The organism is Gemmatimonadaceae bacterium (assembly GCA_016720905.1).
GTDB lineage: Bacteria > Gemmatimonadota > Gemmatimonadetes > Gemmatimonadales > Gemmatimonadaceae > Gemmatimonas.
The window spans coordinates 102,259-119,138 of sequence record JADKJT010000009.1 but is presented as its reverse complement, the minus strand read 5'-3'; the positions used below and the strand labels follow the sequence as shown (position 1 = coordinate 119,138).

Sequence of the window (16,880 nt, the reverse complement as noted above, 5' to 3'; positions counted from 1 at the left end):
AACGTGCGCGCTACTTCCCCGACAGGAACGTCTCCACGGCGGGCCACACCAGCTCCGGACGCTCGGCGTAGGTGAAGTGCGCCGCCTTCGGCACCTTCAGGAGTGTGGCGTGCGGCATCGACGTCGCCCATGCCTCCACCATGTCCATCGGAATTGTTTCCGCTTCGCCGTGCACCACCAGCAACGGCGCGTTCAGCGTCCTGAGTTGCGGACGCAGGTCCCAAACGCCGAATGAACCCATGATCACGCGATTGCCGATACGACCGCCGTAGCGAATTCCCATGATGTCCGTCTTGCAGAAGTCCGACTTCACCAGCGTGATCGTGCGATCGGGATCGGCCAGTCGCGGACGCAAACCAAGCGCCCAGTAGTCACGACACGCCTGGCGCGCCACCACCTCGGACGACGCCGGATCGTTCTGCACTCGCGACGCCGTGCGCATCGCCGCACGTTGCGCACTGTCGAGTCGCGCGTTCAGCGCCGTGCCGTAGCGCGCGCTGAAATCGCCGCGATACGGCGGCACGGGTCCGACAAACACCATGCGCGTGACGGCATCTGGATGCGCCAGGGCGTACGACGCCGCCAGCAATGGCCCGTAGGAGTGCGCGATGAGCGTGACCTTGGCGAGCTTGAAATGCTGCCGCAGCTCGTCGAGATCCTGGATCTGTCGCTGCGCAACGAGCCGCATGGTGTCCGCGGGCAACTCCGACTTTCCGCCACCGCGCTGGTCGTAGAAGATCACCACGTGCCTGGCACCGAGCACGGCAAAATCCCCGTAGATGGACTCGAGGTCCATGCCCGGTCCACCGTGTATGGCGATGAGCGTGTCGGGGCCGCGGCCGATGATCTTGTAGAACAGCTTGGCGCTATCGGACGTCATGAAGTAGCCGGACGTTTGTGCAGCGGCGGTTGGCGCCGCCAGCGTCACCGAGAGCGCAGCACATGCCGCGACCGCCGTGACCACGGCGCAGCGGGCGAGTGAATCGAGTAATCGCAATTCCAGCTCCTGTGAAGTGCCACATGATGCTGACGACAACGTGCGCGCCGGACCGTTCAACGTAGGGCACATCTGGCGCCGCGCAAGCCGACAAGCGAGGCACGGCGAGGTGATCGCACGTCGACGTCTAGTGCAGCGCCCCTCCACGCCGTATCGTATAGTAGGTTGCCTACGCCACGGTTTCCTCTCCCGCCCGGCTCGCTCTCAGGGCCGGCACATTGACGGAGCACACACGCCATGATGTCCCAACGCCCGATCGTCGCATTCGCGGTCTTGACCCTGCTGGCCGGCGCATCGTCGTCCGCGTCCGCCCAAGGCGGCGGGCACGACATGGCGGGCATGCACATGGGCCCTGAGATCGTCATCCCCAAGGGCGCGCGCTACACGAAGGCGGACGTCGAGTTCATGCAGGGGATGATCGCCCACCACGCGCAGGCGATTGTCATGTCGCGCATGGCCGAGGCCAACGGCGCCAATCCGCAGGTGCTCAAGCTTTCTCGTAAGATCGATCAGTCGCAGGTGCCCGAGATCCAAATCATGCAGGAATGGCTGCGCCGGTACAAGCAGTTCGCACCGGACACGTCTTCGTGGCAGCACATGCAGATGGACGGCATGCTGACGGCAGCGCAGCTCAAGGAGCTCGAGGCGGCGAAGGGTGTCGAGTTTGATCGGACGTTCCTGAAGTACATGATCATGCACCACGAGGGCGCGCTGAAAATGGTGCGCGACCTCTTCGCGTCCCCGCTCGCCGGTCAGGAGGTGGATGTGTCCGTTTTTTCCAACGATGTCGTGACGGCACAGACCGGCGAGATCGGCGTCATGCGACGTTTGCTCTCCCAGCTCCCGCCGAAGTAACGCCCCGGGTAACGCGACGCTCGCGGCGTCCGGCCCGTCCCATTCCCACCACAGGAGTTTGACCCGATGCGTGTCGTCCGTGGCTTGATCCTTTTGCTGGCGACTGTCGTCGCGCCAAGTGTGGCGTCGGCGCAGACGTACCCGAGCAAGGCAGATCCTCGCAACAATCTCAAGCCGGGGCGCTATGACGCCGGCACCGCGTCGCTGAACATGCGACTCGTGTCGAACACCCATAAGCCGGCGCAGTTCGACACCAGCCGCGGGCTGACGTTTGCCAACTCCGACATCGCCTTCGGCACGCACTATGCCTACCAGGGCAACTTCGCCGGCTTCACCATCTGGGACATCACCGATCCAGCCAAGCCGGCCGTTGCATCGGTCGTGCAGTGCACCACGTCGCAAGGAGACCCGTCGATCGTGGGGAATCTCCTCTTCATCTCCGCCGAGGGCGCGGGGAATCGCAATGATTGCGGGAACCAAGGTGTGAAGGACCCCAAGGACCACATGGCGGGGGTGCGCATCTACGACGTGTCGAATCCGAAGGCGCCCAAGCTTGTGAAGAACGTGCAGACGTGCAAAGGATCGCACACGCACACCGTCGTGCCGAGCCCGAAGGATCCCAACATTCTGTACATCTACGTGTCGGGGCAGTCCAATGCCCGGCCCGAGACGGAACTCGCCGGGTGCAAGAACGGCACGGATCCGGCCGATCCAACGAACTCGCTGTATCAGCTCGACATCATCAAGGTAGCGCTCGATCACCCGGAACGCGCCGTCGTGATCCCTGGCGCGCGCATCTTCACCGGCCTGGATGTCGATGCGAAGTGCACGCAATTCTGCGCGCCGACCGATCCGAACCGCCCGCCTGGCCGCGGACGTCGCGCCCCGGGCGACACGGCAGCCGAACCTCTGCATACCGGGCCGCGCAATTGCCACGACGTGACCGCATATCCTTCGCGCAACCTGCTGGCGGCCGCCTGCTCGACGCACTCCATCCTCGTGGACATCTCGAACCCCGAGAAGCCGGTCCGGATTGATGCGCTGACCGACACGAACAACTTCCAGGGGCGGCACACGGCCGCGTTCAGCAACGACGGCAAGAAGCTGGTGCAAACGGACGAGTGGGGCGGCGGCACGGGCCCGATGTGCCAGGCTTCGAGCATGATCGAGCTGGGCGGCAACACGGTCATTTCGCTCGATGCCAAGAAGAAGCAAACTCAACGGGCCTACTTCAAGCTTCCGTTGGCGCAGTCGGCCGAGGAGAACTGTGTCTCGCACAACGGAGGCATCATCCCGGTCCCGGGTCGCGATCTCTACGTGCAGGGCTGGTATCAGGGCGGCATCAACGTGATGGATTTCACCGACGCAGACAAAGTCATCGAAATCGCCTACTACGATCGCGGCTCGCTCGATCCGCCGTCGCCGGTGGACGTGCCCTCGGCCGCAGGTGCCGCCGCCCTGGCAGCCAGCGGTGGTCGCAGCCGCAACACCATCGGTGGTTCGTGGGGCGCCTACTACTGGAACGGAATGATCTATTCGTCGGAGATCGATCGCGGGCTGGACGTCTATGAGCTCACGCCGAGCCCGCAGCTGACCGCAAACGAACTCGCCGCGGCGAAGCTGGTGACTTTCACGGACTACAACCCGCAGAGCCAGCCCAAAATGACGTGGCCGGCGGCGTTCGTGGTGGTGCGGTCGTACCTGGACCAGCTGGTACGCGGCACTGGCCTCGCGGCCGAGCGCACCACGGCGATTGCCGCGGCGCTTGATGCGGCGGAGATGAAGTCGGGCCTGGCGCGCGCGGCTGCGCTGAACGCGCTGGCGCTGCAGGTCGATGGCGACGCGAAGGGCGCCAAGGATGGCGCCCGCGTGCGCACGATGGCCGGCGAGATCAGGCGGCTGGCGACGGCGTCGAAGTAATCGCGTCACGCAAGTCTGCGTACACGAAGGGCGCTCCCACGCGGGCGCCCTTCGTCATTGCAACGACTGGTCGCCGAAGCGATTGCACCGTCGAGGGCGTGATCGACTGGACCCATTCTCTCGTCTTGATCTTCCTATGAGCAGTCTCCGTATGAGCTACACCAGCATTGCCGACAAGCTGCGGTGCCACGACATCATCATCCTCGATGGCGGCACGGGCACCGACATTCAGCGGCGCGGTGCGCCGATGAGCGGCGACACTTGGTGCGCGGATGCCAACCTCACGCATCCGGACATCGTGCGCACGGTGCATCGTGATTACATCCACGCGGGTGCCGACATCATCACGGCGAACACCTTTGCGACCAGCCCGATCCTGTTCAGCCACATCGGAAGGTTCAGTGATGTCGCGCACATTGACGCCATCGCCGTGTCTCTGGCGCGGGAAGCGACGGTCGGAACCGAGGTATGCGTTGCGGGCTCCATGTCGACGATGCGACCGATGGCGGCAGGCACCGATCGCAACAACCTGAACTTCGTGCTCAGCGAGCACGACGCGCGCGCCCTGTTCCAGGCCAAGGCGAACGGACTCAGGGCCAGCGGCTGTGATCTCATCATGATGGAGTTGATGAGGGACACCGACTACGCGGTGTGGGCCAGCGAAGCGGCACTCGCCACCGAATTGCCGTTGTGGATTGGCCTGTCGGCCGAGCGCGGCAAGGACGGCACGTTGCAGGGATGGGGGCGTGATGATTGCGACTTCGACGATATCGCGCGCACGCTGGCGGCGCTCACGCCCGAGGTGATGATGGTGATGCACACCTCACCGAACAACACAGATGAAGCGCTGACGATTTTGCGAAAGCACTGGACGGGCCCGATCGCCACGTATCCTGAGTGCGGTTACTTCAAGTCACCGGACTGGGAATTCATCGACGTGATCTCGCCGGATGAACTGGTCAGGAAGTCGCATGACTGGCAACAGCTGGGCGCTTCCATTTTCGGCGGTTGCTGCGGGATCGGGCCTGATCATATTGCTGCGCTGACCAGCGAATTCAAGACGCCACGAATCCGTTCGATCACGACCAGCGGTCCGTCGGCGAGGGCTTGAGCACGGCGCTCCGCGCAACGAAGTGTCGGCGGTGTGATTGCCCGCCAACTTGAACCCGAACGAGCAGATGACGTGGCCGGCGGCATTCGTGGTGGTGCGGTCGTACCTGGACCAACTGGTACGCGGCACCGGCCTCGCAGCCGAGCGTACCACGGTGATTGCCGCGTGCGCACGATGGCCAGCGAAATCAGGCGGCTGGCGACGGCGTCGAAGTAGTCGCGTCACGCAACTCGGCGTACACGAAGGGCGCTCCCACGGGGGCGCCCTCCGTCATTGCATCCGCGGCTCCAGAGCACGAGCGCGCGGCTGTTGCACGCGACGCGCCGCTCGCGGGAACGGGGTTTGTGCGGCATGTTAGAGGCCGTGCCTTCCCCGGCGTCCCGGACCGACCGACTCAACACGGCCCTTTTCGGCCGTTACCGCATCGAGCGCGAGCTTGGTGTCGCCGTCGCATCGGTGAATCGACTGTTCGACGTCTCCGTCTCTGCAGGTGGCACGCTCATGGTCGATGTCTTCCCGGACGGCAACCGCTTCGCCATCACCGAAGTGCAAGGGATAGCCGAAGCAGGCGAGATCACCGTCGTGTCCAACTTCAGCAGGCTGCTTCGCGGGACAGAAAGAAAGTGACACAGACGGATCGCCTGAATGCCGCGCTCACGGGCCGCTACCGCATTGAGCGCGAGCTCGGGGCCGGGGGTATGGCCACAGTCTATCTCGCCGAGGACCTGAAGCACGAGCGGAAGGTCGCGATCAAGGTGCTCAAGCCGGAGCTGGCCGCGGTGCTCGGCGCCGAGCGATTCGTGGTGGAGATCAAGACCACGGCGGCGATGAGCCATCCGCACATTTTGCCGCTGTTTGATTCGGGCACGGCGGATTCGTTCCTGTTCTATGTCATGCCCTACATCCAGGGCGAGACCATTCGCGAGAAACTCAATCGCGAAACGCAATTCGGTGTCGACGAAGCAGTGCGCATTGCGCGGGAAGTCGCCGACGCGCTCGACTACGCGCATCGCCACGGCGTCATTCACCGCGACATCAAGCCCGAGAACATTCTGCTGCACGACGGGCGGGCGATGGTGATGGACTTCGGCATCGCGCTCGCGGTGTCGGCTGCTGCAGGCGGGCGCATGACGGAGACCGGGCTCAGTCTCGGCACACCGCACTACATGAGTCCCGAGCAAGCGACGGCGGAGAAGGAGATCACCGGTCGTTCCGACGTGTACTCGCTGGCCAGCGTGTTGTACGAGATGTTGGCGGGGAGTCCGCCGCACACGGGCGCGAGCGCGCAGCAGATCATCATGAAGATCATCGCTGAGCCCGTGGAGGCGGTGACGAAATTCCGGAAGTCGGTGCCGGCGAATGTTGCAGCGGCCCTGGCGAAGGCCTTGGAGAAGCTGCCAGCCGATCGGTTTGCGAGCGCCAGGGAGTTCGCCGATGCGCTTGGCAACCCCGCGTTTGCCGTCGTCGATGGCAGCGCAGTGAGCGACTCAGCCACGCGATCCGTGACCTGGCGCCAGCGCATTGCGATTCCTGCCGCGGCGCTGGCGGTGCTCTTTGCGCTGACGACCGTGTGGGCCTTCCGGCGCGAGGCGCCACCACTGGCGGTTTCGCGCTACCAGATCGAGTTGCCCGAAGGCAAGGGTCTGGGCACCACCCAGTGGTCGCCCATGGCCGTGTCGCCGAATGGCTCGACGTTCGTGTGGGTGGGGCCGAACGATCGGCTGATGGAGAAGCAGCGTGACCGCCTGACGGTCACAGAACTGGACGGTACGGAGCGCGCATTCAATCCGTTCTTCTCGCCTGATGGATTGCAGGTTGGCTTCATGAGCGGGACGGCCGGCAACGCCGAGATCAAGGTTGTATCGCTTGCCGGGGGGCCGCCGAGGCTCGTGACGTCAGCCAATGTAGGCGGACCAGGCGCGACCTGGGGATACGATGGCTTCATCTACTTCGATGGGAGCGGGGTTGGCCCGCTTCGCCGCGTCCTCGCGACAGGTGGCGCGTCGGAGGCCGTCTCCACGCTCGATTCCGCGTCCGGCGAGTTCCAGCACAACTGGCCCGACGCGCTGCCTAACGGTCGCGGCATCTTGATGACGGTCGATCGGGGCGGACCCGGCGTCAATATTTCGAGCACCAACGACATTGCCGTGCTCGACCTCAAGACTCGCAAGCATCACATCCTCGTGCGCGGTGTCTTCGCGCGCTACCTCCCGACGGGCCACCTCCTCTACGTCACCGCCGGAGGCGTGCTGATGGTCGCGCCCTTCGATCAAGATCGCATGGAAATCAACGGCGCCACTGTTGCGCTCGCGGAAGGCATCACCATTCGGTTGGGCGGCGGTGGAGTCGAAATGGCGGTCTCAGGGACGGGAACCCTCTGGTACGGCACCGGAACGGGTGCGTTGGAGCGCACCGTCGTGTGGGCGACACGAACAGGCGACTTCACGGCAGTCGATTCCACCTGGGTTGAGGAGTTCGGGACACTTGCCCCTTTCGCCGGACGGTACGCGGCTGGCGATCACGATCGTCGAGTCCGGCGGCGAGAATGTATGGGTGAAGCAGTTGGGTCGACGCGACGGGCCGCTTTCCAAGGTGACCTTCGATCGCGTTGACCGCGCGCCCCAGTGGCACCCGAATGGCGCGCAGCTCATGTACGTATCGCAGTTCATCGGACATGGAAATGCACTGCGAATGGTGCGATCGGACGGGAGCAGCACCGCCCCGGTCTTGCTGGTCGATCGCGCCAGTGCGGGCTCGTGGAGTGCCGACAGCCAATGGGTCGTCTTCCAGACCGCCAGCCGGAACCTCGTGGGCGGTGAGGCGCTCACACCCGGCATCTTTGGTATTCGTCTGGGCCGTGATTCGACGCGCGTGCCGCTCGTCGACAGTCCATTTGCCGAATACAACCCGTCGGTCTCACCCGATGGACGCTGGCTGCTCTACGAATCCAATGTGAGCGGGGTTTACGAAGTGTATGTCCGCCCGTTCCCGAACACGAAGGAATCTCTCACCCCGATCTCAACCGGCGGAGGCTCGCGGCCCAAGTGGTCGCGCGACGGTCGAGAGATCTTCTTCGCCAATGCGAAGCGCGAGTTGGTGAGCACCGCCGTCATTCCCGGCCGGACGTTCGCCGTCGGCGCCTCGCAAGTGCTGTTCTCGCTGCAAGGCATCAGCGATTGGGATGTCGCGCCGGAAAGCAAAGGCTTCATCATGTTGCGAGCCCGTGAGAGTCAGCTGCGCCGGAAGCTCGTGGTGGTGGAGAACTTCCTTGAAGAGCTGAAGGCCAAGGTGCCGCCATGAGCGCGGTCGCCGAACGGCTCACCGCCGCATTGGCTGATCGCTACCGCATCGAGCGCGAGCTGGGGCAGGGCGGCATGGCCACGGTGTACCTCGCCGAGGATCTCAAGCACAAGCGTCGCGTCGCACTCAAGGTGCTGAAGCCAGAGCTCGCTGCCGTACTCGGCGCCGAGCGCTTCGTGCAGGAGATCACGACCACGGCGGCGCTGCAGCATCCGCATATCTTGCCGTTGTTCGATAGTGGCGAGGCGGACGGATTCCTGTACTACGTGATGCCGTTCATCGACGGCGAGACGTTGCGCGCAAAGCTCGATCGCGAAACACAGCTCGGCGTGGACGAGGCCGTGCACATCGCGACCGATGTGGCCGACGTGCTGCATTACGCCCACACGCGCGGCGTCATTCACCGCGATATCAAGCCGGAGAATATTCTGCTGGCGAACGGTCGGCCGATGGTGGCCGACTTCGGTATCGCGCTGGCCGTGTCCGCTGCGGCCGGTGGGCGCACGACGGAAACCGGCCTGAGTCTCGGCACACCGCACTACATGTCGCCCGAGCAAGCCACCGCCGAGAAGGACATCAGCGCGCGCAGTGACGTGTACTCGCTGGGCAGTGTGCTGTACGAAATGCTCGCCGGGCAACCGCCACACCTCGGCGGTTCCGCGCAGCAGATCATCATGAAGATCATCACGGAGCCCACGCAGCCGGTGACGACACTGCGCAAGTCGGTGCCGCCGAATGTGTCGGCTGCACTCGCCAAGGCGCTGGAGAAAGTTCCGGCCGACCGTTTCGAGAGCGCGGCGAAGTTCAGTGAGGCGCTGAAGAATTCCGCCTTCACGACAACCACGTCCGCGCAGATTGCCAGCGGCAGTGCGTCATGGAAACAGCGCGCCGCTGTGCCTCTGCTGATGGCGTTGCTCCTCGCGCTCGGTACCACGGGTTGGCTCTGGACCAAGCGCGCGCACCCGGCTCCCGTCACGCGCCTCGATCTCGCGGTTGGCACGGCGACACCGCTCGCCAGCAGTGACGTCGTGATCTCGCCAGACGGGTCGACGCTGGCGTTCGTCGGCGTGTTGGGCACCGACCCGCCGACTATCTACGTTCGCCGCCTCGATGGCGACGGCGACTTTCACAAGGTGCCGGGGACCGAAGGCGCAAACGCGTCGCCGACCTTCTCGCCGGACAGCCGGTCGATGGCCTTTCGCCGCGGCCAGACGGACGGCACGCTGGTGCGGATGGAGCTGAAGGGAGGAACGACGATGAATCTCCTGCACCTCGGCGTCGTGCCCGGCACCTACCTGCACTGGGGCACCGACGACAAGATCGTCTACTCGGGTGGCCCCAAGGGTATCTACCGCATTTCGGCGACGGGCGGCACGCCGGAGTTCCTGGCCAAGACCGCGGCCGCGGAGCGCTACTCCTTCCTGCTGCCCGATGGCTCCGGGCTTCTGTTCAGCAACGCCGAGGGCGTGTCAGTGCTCACCTTCGCGACTGACTCGGTCACCGTTCTCGCCCAGCATGCCGTGCATCCCGCCTACATTGCCACGGGGCACGTGCTCTACATCGCGGAATCCGGCGGCCTCTTCGCGGTCCCGTTCGACCTCCGCCGCCATGTCACCACAGGCCAGCCGTTCATGCTGCTCGACAGGGTCGCGGCGGCGGTCGGGCAACGTGGCTACTCCGTGTCAAGCAATGGCGTGCTCGTGTATCACGAGGGAACGCCGAACCTCCGGACGGGTGGTCAGGTTCCAAACCGTCTCGCGCTCGTCGACTTCACTGGGGTCATCGCGCCGATTCAGATTCCCTCAGGCACATACGCCCTGCCGCGGTTTGCGCCCAACCGCGGAGCGATTGCCTATCAGGTGTGGGCCAACCGAGGCATTGACCGCGATATTCATACGTTCGATCTCGCCACAAAGACCGATGTCCGCCTCACGTTCGCCGATGACAACACGAATGCAGTCTGGTCTCCCGACGGGACGCGCATGCTCTTCGTGAAGGAGGTCGGCGGAAGCAATCGGTCCGATCTCTTCGTCAAGCCGGCCGATAACAGCGGATCCGAGCAGTTGGTCCATCCGCAAGTCCGGCGCGAAGTACCCAGCGATTGGTTTCGCGGTGACACTGTGCTGTTCAACGCGATCGGCACCGGCGGGTGGGACATTTTCACTTACGCGATGAAAGGTGGCGGAACCCCACAGCCATACGCCGACGGAGCATGGAATGAGACCACTGCCAGAGTGTCGCCGGACGGCACACTCGCGGCATTCACCTCCAGTGAGTCAGGCTCGCCCGAGATTTGGATCCGCGACTTCCCCATTCCGAAGGGCAAGTGGCAAGTATCCTCCACGTCTGGGCAGGGGGTACGATGGTCGCGGGACGGGAAGTATGTCTACTACTGGAAGTCGTTCGCTGCGGCCGGTGACTCGCTCTTCCGTGCGCGCATTGACCGGACGCCTGCGGTCGTCGTGCGTGCGCCCGAGTTTCTGCTGTCGCTCGCCGTCAGCGGCGGCGTGGAGAACTGGGATCTCCATCCTGATGGCAAGCGGTTCGTCGTCACGCTTCCGGACCTCCCTTCCAATCCACCTGCGAGCACCCCCGGCGCGCAGGCCTCGCGATACCTCGTCGTACAGAATTGGTTTACGGAACTGCAAGCGATCACGGCAAGGGCGAAGAATTGAACACCGAGCGCCTCTCCACCGCCCCATCGTTGCGAAGTTGCGCGAGTGTTTCGGACTGTCGTCGGCATATCTCCTGAAAACCAATTTGCGTGTTGAATACGGCGCGATTTAGGGAGGAGAAGGCGGACACTTACGGTGGGTTTGAGGCGAGTCCAGACCCGCTCCTGGCTCGACGTGCGCGATCCGCTTCCCACTCAACGAACGGGCCGTCGAAGTCAACAAGTCGTGTGCCGTCAAACGACCACACACGCGTGGCGACCTCACGCAGGAACGCACGGTCATGACTCACCAGCAACACCGTGCCTTCGTACTCGTCGAGCGCGTCCTCGAGCACTTCGATGTTCTCGACGTCGAGGTGGTTGGTGGGTTCGTCCAGCACCAGCAGGTTTGCGTTCGCCAGTGTCATCAGCGCGAGCGCCATGCGGGCCCGTTCGCCACCGCTCAAGGTATGAATTTCACGGAACACCTCGTCCCCACTAAAGCCGAAGGCGCCAAGATGATTCTGCACGTTCCCGCGGCCCCAGAGCGGCCGCTGATCCTGAATCGCATCAAAGAGCGACACGCGCAGCGGGAGATCCGACAGGTCCTGCCGGAACCAGGCCGGCGTGATGGAGCCGCCCACGCGTACCTCGCCATGCGCCGGCGCGCGATCGCCGAGGATGGTGGAGATGAATGACGACTTCCCCGCGCCGTTGGGGCCCACGAGCGCGACGAAGTCGTTGCGTCGCAGCACGGCGGTGAAGTTCTCCACCAGCACGCGGCCCGGCACCTCCACGCGCAGCTCGTTGATGGCCGTCACCTGATCGCCACCGCGCTCCGCCACTTCGAAGTGCAGCGTCATGGCGGCCGGATCGCCGGGTGGCGGCGCGAGGCGGGGCAGCCGTTCCAGACGTTTGCGTTTGCCCTTGGCCTGAAATGAGTTCACGCCCGCGATGTTGCGACGGATGTACTCCTCTTCCTTCTTCACATACGCGCGCTGCTTCTCCATTTCGCGCTCGCGCGTGAGCCGTCGTTCGGCACGCTGTGGCACGAACTGGCTGTAGTTGCCCTTGTACGATTCGCTCGACTTCGCCTCGACGTGCAGAATGTTGGTGCAGACCGCGTCCATGAAGGCGCGATCGTGCGACACGACAATCACTGTCTCGTCGGCCTCGCTCAGCCACTCCTGGAGCCAGGTGGTGGTGTCGAGGTCGAGGTGATTAGTGGGCTCGTCCAGCAGCAGCAGATCGGCCGGTGCGATGAGTTGCGCCGCCAGGCCGACACGTCCTCGCTCCCCGCCCGACAGCGTCGACACCAGCCGCGTCTTCGATTCCTCGGCGTCGAAGCCGAGACCCTGCAGCACGGCGTCCACGCGCGCGTGATAGATGTATCCGCCAATGTCGGCGAATCGCTCCTGGTCGCGCCCGAACCGTTCGAGGAATTCGTCCGTGACCTGCTCGCCCATGTCACCCAGTTCGAGGGCCTGCTCGGCGATGCGTTGCTCGAGCGCCATGACTTCGCGCCAGGCAGCAGCGCCCGCTTCCCACACCGTGGTGGCGCCCTCAAAGGCTCGGTGCTGATCGAGCAGCGCGTGCCGGAGTCCCGGCTTGCGCGCGACGCTCCCCACATTGGGCTGCAGATCGCCGGTGATGACCTTGAAGATGGACGTTTTGCCCGCGCCGTTGCGACCGATGATGCCCCACCGCTCGCCCTGGGCGACGGTGAAGGTGATGTCCTTGAACAGTTCCGTGGCGCCGAAGGACACGCCGACGTTGGATACAGAGAGAAGGGTCACGCGGGGATGGAAGCAGTATGAGGGGAGACCGCACGCGACTGGCGCTACTGCGCTTCGCGAATCGGACGCGACGTGGCCGTCAAGATACTACCACGGGATACGACGCGCTCCTCGCGCACTATGGTCTGGCGTCAGTAAGGGCTAGCTGGTATCCGCGCGAGGCGTGGTCGACGGGGTCAGGTTAGTCGTGGACGCACTGTTCCACGAAGGCGACGACGCCTCGCGAGAACCGCTCCGGATCCTCCCAGTGCGGTGTGTGTCCGACGCCCTCAAACACCAGGAGGCTGGACGACGGGATCGAGCGAGCAAGGAACTCGGTAGCCTCCCGGTCGATGATCGTGTCCCTGTCGCCCCACACGAGCAGCGTCGGCATGCGAAGCGCCGCGAGCTCGGCCGAGTCGTTGGACTCCAGCAGCGACGCGAACGTCTCACGCCACACCCGCGCTGGCACCTTGAGGCTCTCTTCGATCATTGCGTTCAGGTAGGCTTGAGATGGGGCGCGCGAACGTTTCACCAACGAAGTCGCGTACGAAGTCGCGCGCGACCGGATCCTTCAGTGCAGCAAACGCCGCTCCCACAGAGGCCGCGTGATCGCCGAGCCTGACGAACGAGCCCTCAAGGATCACCCCGGCGACTCGTTCCGCGTGATCGAGCGCGAATCGCCGCGCGACGAGGGAGGCTGAGGAGTGGCCTGCAACGACCACCTTGGGAAGCGCGAGAGCGTCGACAAGCAGCCCCAGATCCTTCGCGTAGTCGTGGACAGCGTAGTTCGTTTGCGGCTTGTCCGAATCCCCGTGGCCCCGCGGCGAAATGGCAATGGTCCGGATCGATGCAGGCAGGAGTGGAAGAACGCGCTCGTAACTCCGCCACGAGTCGCTGAGACCGGGGATGAGAACCAGAACGTCCCTCGCCCGAGGGTCCCCAACGTCGACGTAGGACAGCGTGAGCTGCGACGTAAGTTTGATCTTTCTGGGAGCGGGCATGATCGGCATGATTGCGGGGGCCGTGGTGGCGCGAGTGTCAGTGGGCCTTCGAATATTGACAGCGAACCGTCCGGGAGGGACCGTTGTCTCAACACACAAGAGCCTTCGGCTCGTCAGCACTCACCCAAGCCCGGAGCCGTCCAATGGGATCGAACCCGCTCATGAAGTCCACGATCACCGGTATCGTGATGCAGGCCCTGATGGTAGTCATCGGCAAGTACGTGCCAGCGGTCTCCGCGATGCCGAACTTCTACGCCATCTGCGGCACGCTGCTGGCGACGGTCACCGGGGCCATGGTTGCCCGCAGTGCGCCTGGAGCGGCGGCCGGCACGACGGCGACCAACGGTGCCATCGCCGGCGGCGTGAGCAGTGTCGTGGGCGGACTGGCGGCCGTTGCCACTGGCCAGTGGCCTGATTTCCAGATTGTCCAAATCCTCTTCCCGTTGATCTCGGGCGCCGTTGGCGGCGGTGCGGGCGGCATGATTGGACGCATGATGTCGAAAGGTCGCTCCAACTAACGGCCACCATGCATATCGGGGCGCCGCGCAGCTCGCGGCGCCCCGATTGTTGTTTCGCGACTCGCGCTACTTGTTCGCGTCCAGCAGGGCTTTGCGTTGCAGCCAGGTCTGACCGTCCGTGATCCACTTGGCCGACGTCTCGCCCTTCAGGTAGTGGGCAAACCACTGCAGAATGCGTCGCTCATAGTCGATGGCATTCTCGCGTTTGCCCAGGCCGTGGCCTTCGCCGGGGTACAGCAGCATGACGGCATCCTTGCCGGCGCGACGCGCGTAGTTGTAGAACTCCACACCCTGCCGCATGTCCACCGTGGGATCTTCGCCGCCAATCTCCATGAGGATGCTCTTGGCCGCCATCACCTGCACGCGGTTGAGCGGCGAATTGCGAATCATCGCCTGGGGATCTTCCCACGGGGCCACCTGCATGCGGAACTGCCCTGTCTCCCAGTGATCAAACTCGGGGACGTTGCTCCAGTGCATCTGTCCCGCAAAGCTCCACATGTCGGTAATGCCCGCACCAGCCACGGCCGTCTTGAACAGCGTGCTGTGCGTGGCCAGATAGTAGGCCTCATAACCGCCCTGCGAGTGACCGCAATGGCCGATGTTGGCCGGGTCCACCAACCCGCGAGCAATGACCGACTTCACGGCCGCCTCCACCGAGTGCAGCACGGCAATGCCAGGTTCGCGCGGACGGAAGACAATGTCCGGCATAAGCACGAAGTACCCGTTCTGCGTGAACACGTTGGCATTGTAGTAGTCGTTCTCGCGCGGCACGATATACCGGTGCAGCCCCTGCGAGAGTAACTCGTACGTATACACGATCATTGGGTACTTCTTCTTCGCATCGTAGTTGGCCGGGTAGTACAGAATGGCCTGCAACGGTTTCCCGATGGTGCTGGTGAAATTCATCAGCTCGGCCTTCCCCCAGGCATACTCCTTCTGGAAGGCATTCGTCTCCGACCAACGCTGTGGAGTGGCCAGGTCGGCGCCAGCAACATACGCGTTGGGCGACTCCTCAAACGACTGTCGAACGAAGGCATAGCGATCGGTGCTGTCGGCCTTGGACAAACTCGCAATCGATGCATCGGCCAGCGCCAGTCGTTGCACGTCGCCATTGGGCATCAGGCGTGCGTATCCGCTCTTCTTGCTGCGCGTGCCGTACAGCGCGAGATACACGGGCTTGGCGAGATCCACCGCGCGATCGGCCGCCGATGCGCCAAATCCGACGAACGACACCACGCGATGCTCCAACTGCTCGCGCGCGCCATCGGTGAGTCTACGGCCACCGGAGCCGTCAAGCGCCAGCGCCCACACGTCGTACGCAGAGTTCACCAGCATCGTGGCCCCGTCCCTGGTCCACGTTGGCGATCCGATGGACGGCAAGACATCGCTGGGATGGTCGTCGGCGCGATCGACAAAGTCGACACCCTTGGATGCCCGCAATGTCGCGGTCAGGTTCGTGCGTGCACCACTGGACACATCCACCACCCAGTAGTCACGACCATCAAACCACGGCACGCGCTTGCCCGTGGGATCGGCCGGGAACAGCTCGCGCACTTTCGTCAGCAACTTCTTGCGACTACCGCTGGCAATGTCCACCGTCCACAGGTCCTGATCGCGCCGACCAAACTTCTGGCCAAACGGATAGGGTTTGCGATCGACTTCCGTGGCGAGGGCGTCGCCCTCCAGCACGGCTGTCGCCTCATTGGGATCGCTGCCCAATTGCACCACCGTGCCATCCTGCATCCGCCACGCGGCAAGCATGGTGGCGCGCAGATCGCGTTGTTCGGAGCTCCGCTGATCGGGGATCACGTGCACATCGTTGGTGTGCCAGATCTCCACGTCGGACACCTTTTCGTCACTCTTCTTCGGCGCATCAGCCACGGGTTCACGTTGCCGCACGCCGAAGTACAGCGTGCGTCCGTCACGCGACCACGTCGGACGCCGATAGTCGGCAATGCGCACGCTCGTCGGAAATGTCGTCGCCGTGGCCGCATCCAGCGTGCGTGGCGTCGACGCCGCCGAGCCCGCTCCGCTCCAGACGAGAATCACATGCGCGGTATCGGCGAATTCCTTCTGCACATTGGAGCGCAACACGGCCAGGTCGTCCGACTTGGGCCGCCACGAGAGCGCGCGGTACACGTTGGGCGCGGACTCCAGCACGCGAACGGAACCCGATGCGCCGTCATACAGTTGCACGCCGTTTCCGGCCCCACCGTCCACCAACACTGTGAACGCGAACAACGGCTTTGCGTCGCTCCACTGCTGCTCCACCACGTTGCTGAACAACAACCGCGTACCCTTTGCCAGATCCAGCACCAGCACGTCGTTGGTCTTCTTCCCCTCGGCGGCGTACTTCGTAACCGACACAAACCCGCCAGACGGATTGAAGGTGAACGCGCTGACGTCGGGAATGGTGATGGTCTCACCGGTGGTGAGGTTGCGAAGCGCGAAGGCGTTGCGCACCGGCTTCTTGTCCTTCAGCAATCGGTCCCGCTCTTTCGGCGCCACACCAACCAGATACGCGAGCCACCTGGAGTCGGCCGAAAAGGAGGCGCTCAACCCGTACGGAATGACCACCGTGGAATCGCGCGCGCTGGCGCGCACACGCAGCTCATTCTCCTCATTGCCTCGCGTGATCCCGTACGACAGATACGCGCCGTTTGGCGACAGCCGCGTGGCTCCCAGGGATTCCCACTTGCCGAGGTCTTTCGGCGTGATCAGGGCTTGGTCTGCGCAGCGAGCGTGAC

At 64.1% G+C, this 16,880-nt stretch carries 13 protein-coding genes; 8 read left to right on the top strand and 5 right to left on the bottom strand.

The window, feature by feature from the left end; all coding sequences use genetic code 11:
• Positions 1-10 precede the first annotated feature (10 nt).
• A complete protein-coding gene (locus tag IPP90_10120; GenBank protein MBL0171071.1) occupies positions 11-997 on the bottom strand; it encodes an alpha/beta hydrolase in 987 nt (328 codons plus the stop codon).
• Positions 998-1,270: 273 nt separating this feature from the next.
• Between IPP90_10120 and IPP90_10115 the strand changes: the two genes are divergently transcribed.
• From IPP90_10115 to IPP90_10085, 7 genes are all read left to right on the top strand, one after another.
• Positions 1,271-1,852, top strand: coding sequence for a DUF305 domain-containing protein (locus IPP90_10115; protein MBL0171070.1), 582 nt, complete (start codon positions 1,271-1,273; stop codon positions 1,850-1,852).
• 66 nt (positions 1,853-1,918) lie between these two features.
• A complete protein-coding gene (locus IPP90_10110) occupies positions 1,919-3,772 on the top strand; it encodes a hypothetical protein (protein MBL0171069.1) in 1,854 nt (617 codons plus the stop codon).
• A 136-nt stretch (positions 3,773-3,908) separates the two neighbouring features.
• Positions 3,909-4,883 (top strand): homocysteine S-methyltransferase family protein, encoded by a 975-nt coding sequence (locus IPP90_10105; GenBank protein MBL0171068.1) that lies wholly within the window; start codon positions 3,909-3,911, stop codon positions 4,881-4,883.
• A 309-nt stretch (positions 4,884-5,192) separates the two neighbouring features.
• On the top strand, positions 5,193-5,510 hold the full coding sequence (locus IPP90_10100) for a hypothetical protein (protein ID MBL0171067.1): 318 nt from the start codon (positions 5,193-5,195) through the stop codon (positions 5,508-5,510).
• Complete coding sequence (locus IPP90_10095; protein MBL0171066.1) at positions 5,507-7,495, top strand: protein kinase; 1,989 nt, start codon at positions 5,507-5,509, stop codon at positions 7,493-7,495. The genes IPP90_10100 and IPP90_10095 overlap by 4 nt, the downstream gene beginning before the upstream one ends.
• Positions 7,476-8,183 carry a PD40 domain-containing protein gene (locus IPP90_10090; GenBank protein ID MBL0171065.1) on the top strand — a complete coding sequence of 236 codons (708 nt, stop codon included), beginning with the start codon at positions 7,476-7,478 and terminating at the stop codon, positions 8,181-8,183. The genes IPP90_10095 and IPP90_10090 overlap by 20 nt, the downstream gene beginning before the upstream one ends.
• The gene (locus IPP90_10085) at positions 8,180-10,858 is read left to right on the top strand and encodes a protein kinase (protein ID MBL0171064.1); all 2,679 of its coding nucleotides are present in this window, start codon (positions 8,180-8,182) and stop codon (positions 10,856-10,858) included. The genes IPP90_10090 and IPP90_10085 overlap by 4 nt, the downstream gene beginning before the upstream one ends.
• 130 nt (positions 10,859-10,988) lie before the next feature.
• Here IPP90_10085 and IPP90_10080 read toward each other — a convergent pair whose 3' ends face one another.
• From IPP90_10080 to IPP90_10070, 3 genes are all read right to left on the bottom strand, one after another.
• Positions 10,989-12,632, bottom strand: a complete 1,644-nt coding sequence (locus tag IPP90_10080; protein MBL0171063.1) for an ABC-F family ATP-binding cassette domain-containing protein — start codon at positions 12,630-12,632, stop codon at positions 10,989-10,991.
• A gap of 181 nt (positions 12,633-12,813) precedes the next feature.
• Positions 12,814-13,104 (bottom strand): alpha/beta hydrolase, encoded by a 291-nt coding sequence (locus IPP90_10075; GenBank protein ID MBL0171062.1) that lies wholly within the window; start codon positions 13,102-13,104, stop codon positions 12,814-12,816.
• Positions 13,061-13,624, bottom strand: coding sequence for an alpha/beta fold hydrolase (locus tag IPP90_10070; GenBank protein ID MBL0171061.1), 564 nt, complete (start codon positions 13,622-13,624; stop codon positions 13,061-13,063). The genes IPP90_10075 and IPP90_10070 overlap by 44 nt, the downstream gene beginning before the upstream one ends.
• Before the next feature lie 152 nt (positions 13,625-13,776).
• Between IPP90_10070 and IPP90_10065 the strand changes: the two genes are divergently transcribed.
• Positions 13,777-14,133: a hypothetical protein gene (locus IPP90_10065; protein ID MBL0171060.1), complete on the top strand. Its 357-nt coding sequence runs from the start codon at positions 13,777-13,779 to the stop codon at positions 14,131-14,133.
• Positions 14,134-14,199: 66 nt separating this feature from the next.
• On the opposite strand, the gene IPP90_10060 is transcribed toward IPP90_10065, so the two are convergent.
• Positions 14,200-16,737 (bottom strand): S9 family peptidase, encoded by a 2,538-nt coding sequence (locus tag IPP90_10060; protein MBL0171059.1) that lies wholly within the window; start codon positions 16,735-16,737, stop codon positions 14,200-14,202.
• Positions 16,738-16,880 lie beyond the last annotated feature (143 nt).

What these genes read in the sequence shown, in the direction of transcription:
- IPP90_10110 (MBL0171069.1), top strand. Translation starts at nt 1,919, where the DNA reads ATGCGTGTCGTCCGTGGCTTGATCCTTTTGCTGGCGACTGTCGTCGCG.
- IPP90_10065 (MBL0171060.1), top strand. Translation starts at nt 13,777, where the DNA reads ATGAAGTCCACGATCACCGGTATCGTGATGCAGGCCCTGATGGTAGTC.
- IPP90_10075 (MBL0171062.1), bottom strand. Translation starts at nt 13,104, where the DNA reads ATGATCGAAGAGAGCCTCAAGGTGCCAGCGCGGGTGTGGCGTGAGACG.
- IPP90_10085 (MBL0171064.1), top strand. Translation starts at nt 8,180, where the DNA reads ATGAGCGCGGTCGCCGAACGGCTCACCGCCGCATTGGCTGATCGCTAC.
- IPP90_10105 (MBL0171068.1), top strand. Translation starts at nt 3,909, where the DNA reads ATGAGCAGTCTCCGTATGAGCTACACCAGCATTGCCGACAAGCTGCGG.
- IPP90_10070 (MBL0171061.1), bottom strand. Translation starts at nt 13,624, where the DNA reads ATGCCGATCATGCCCGCTCCCAGAAAGATCAAACTTACGTCGCAGCTC.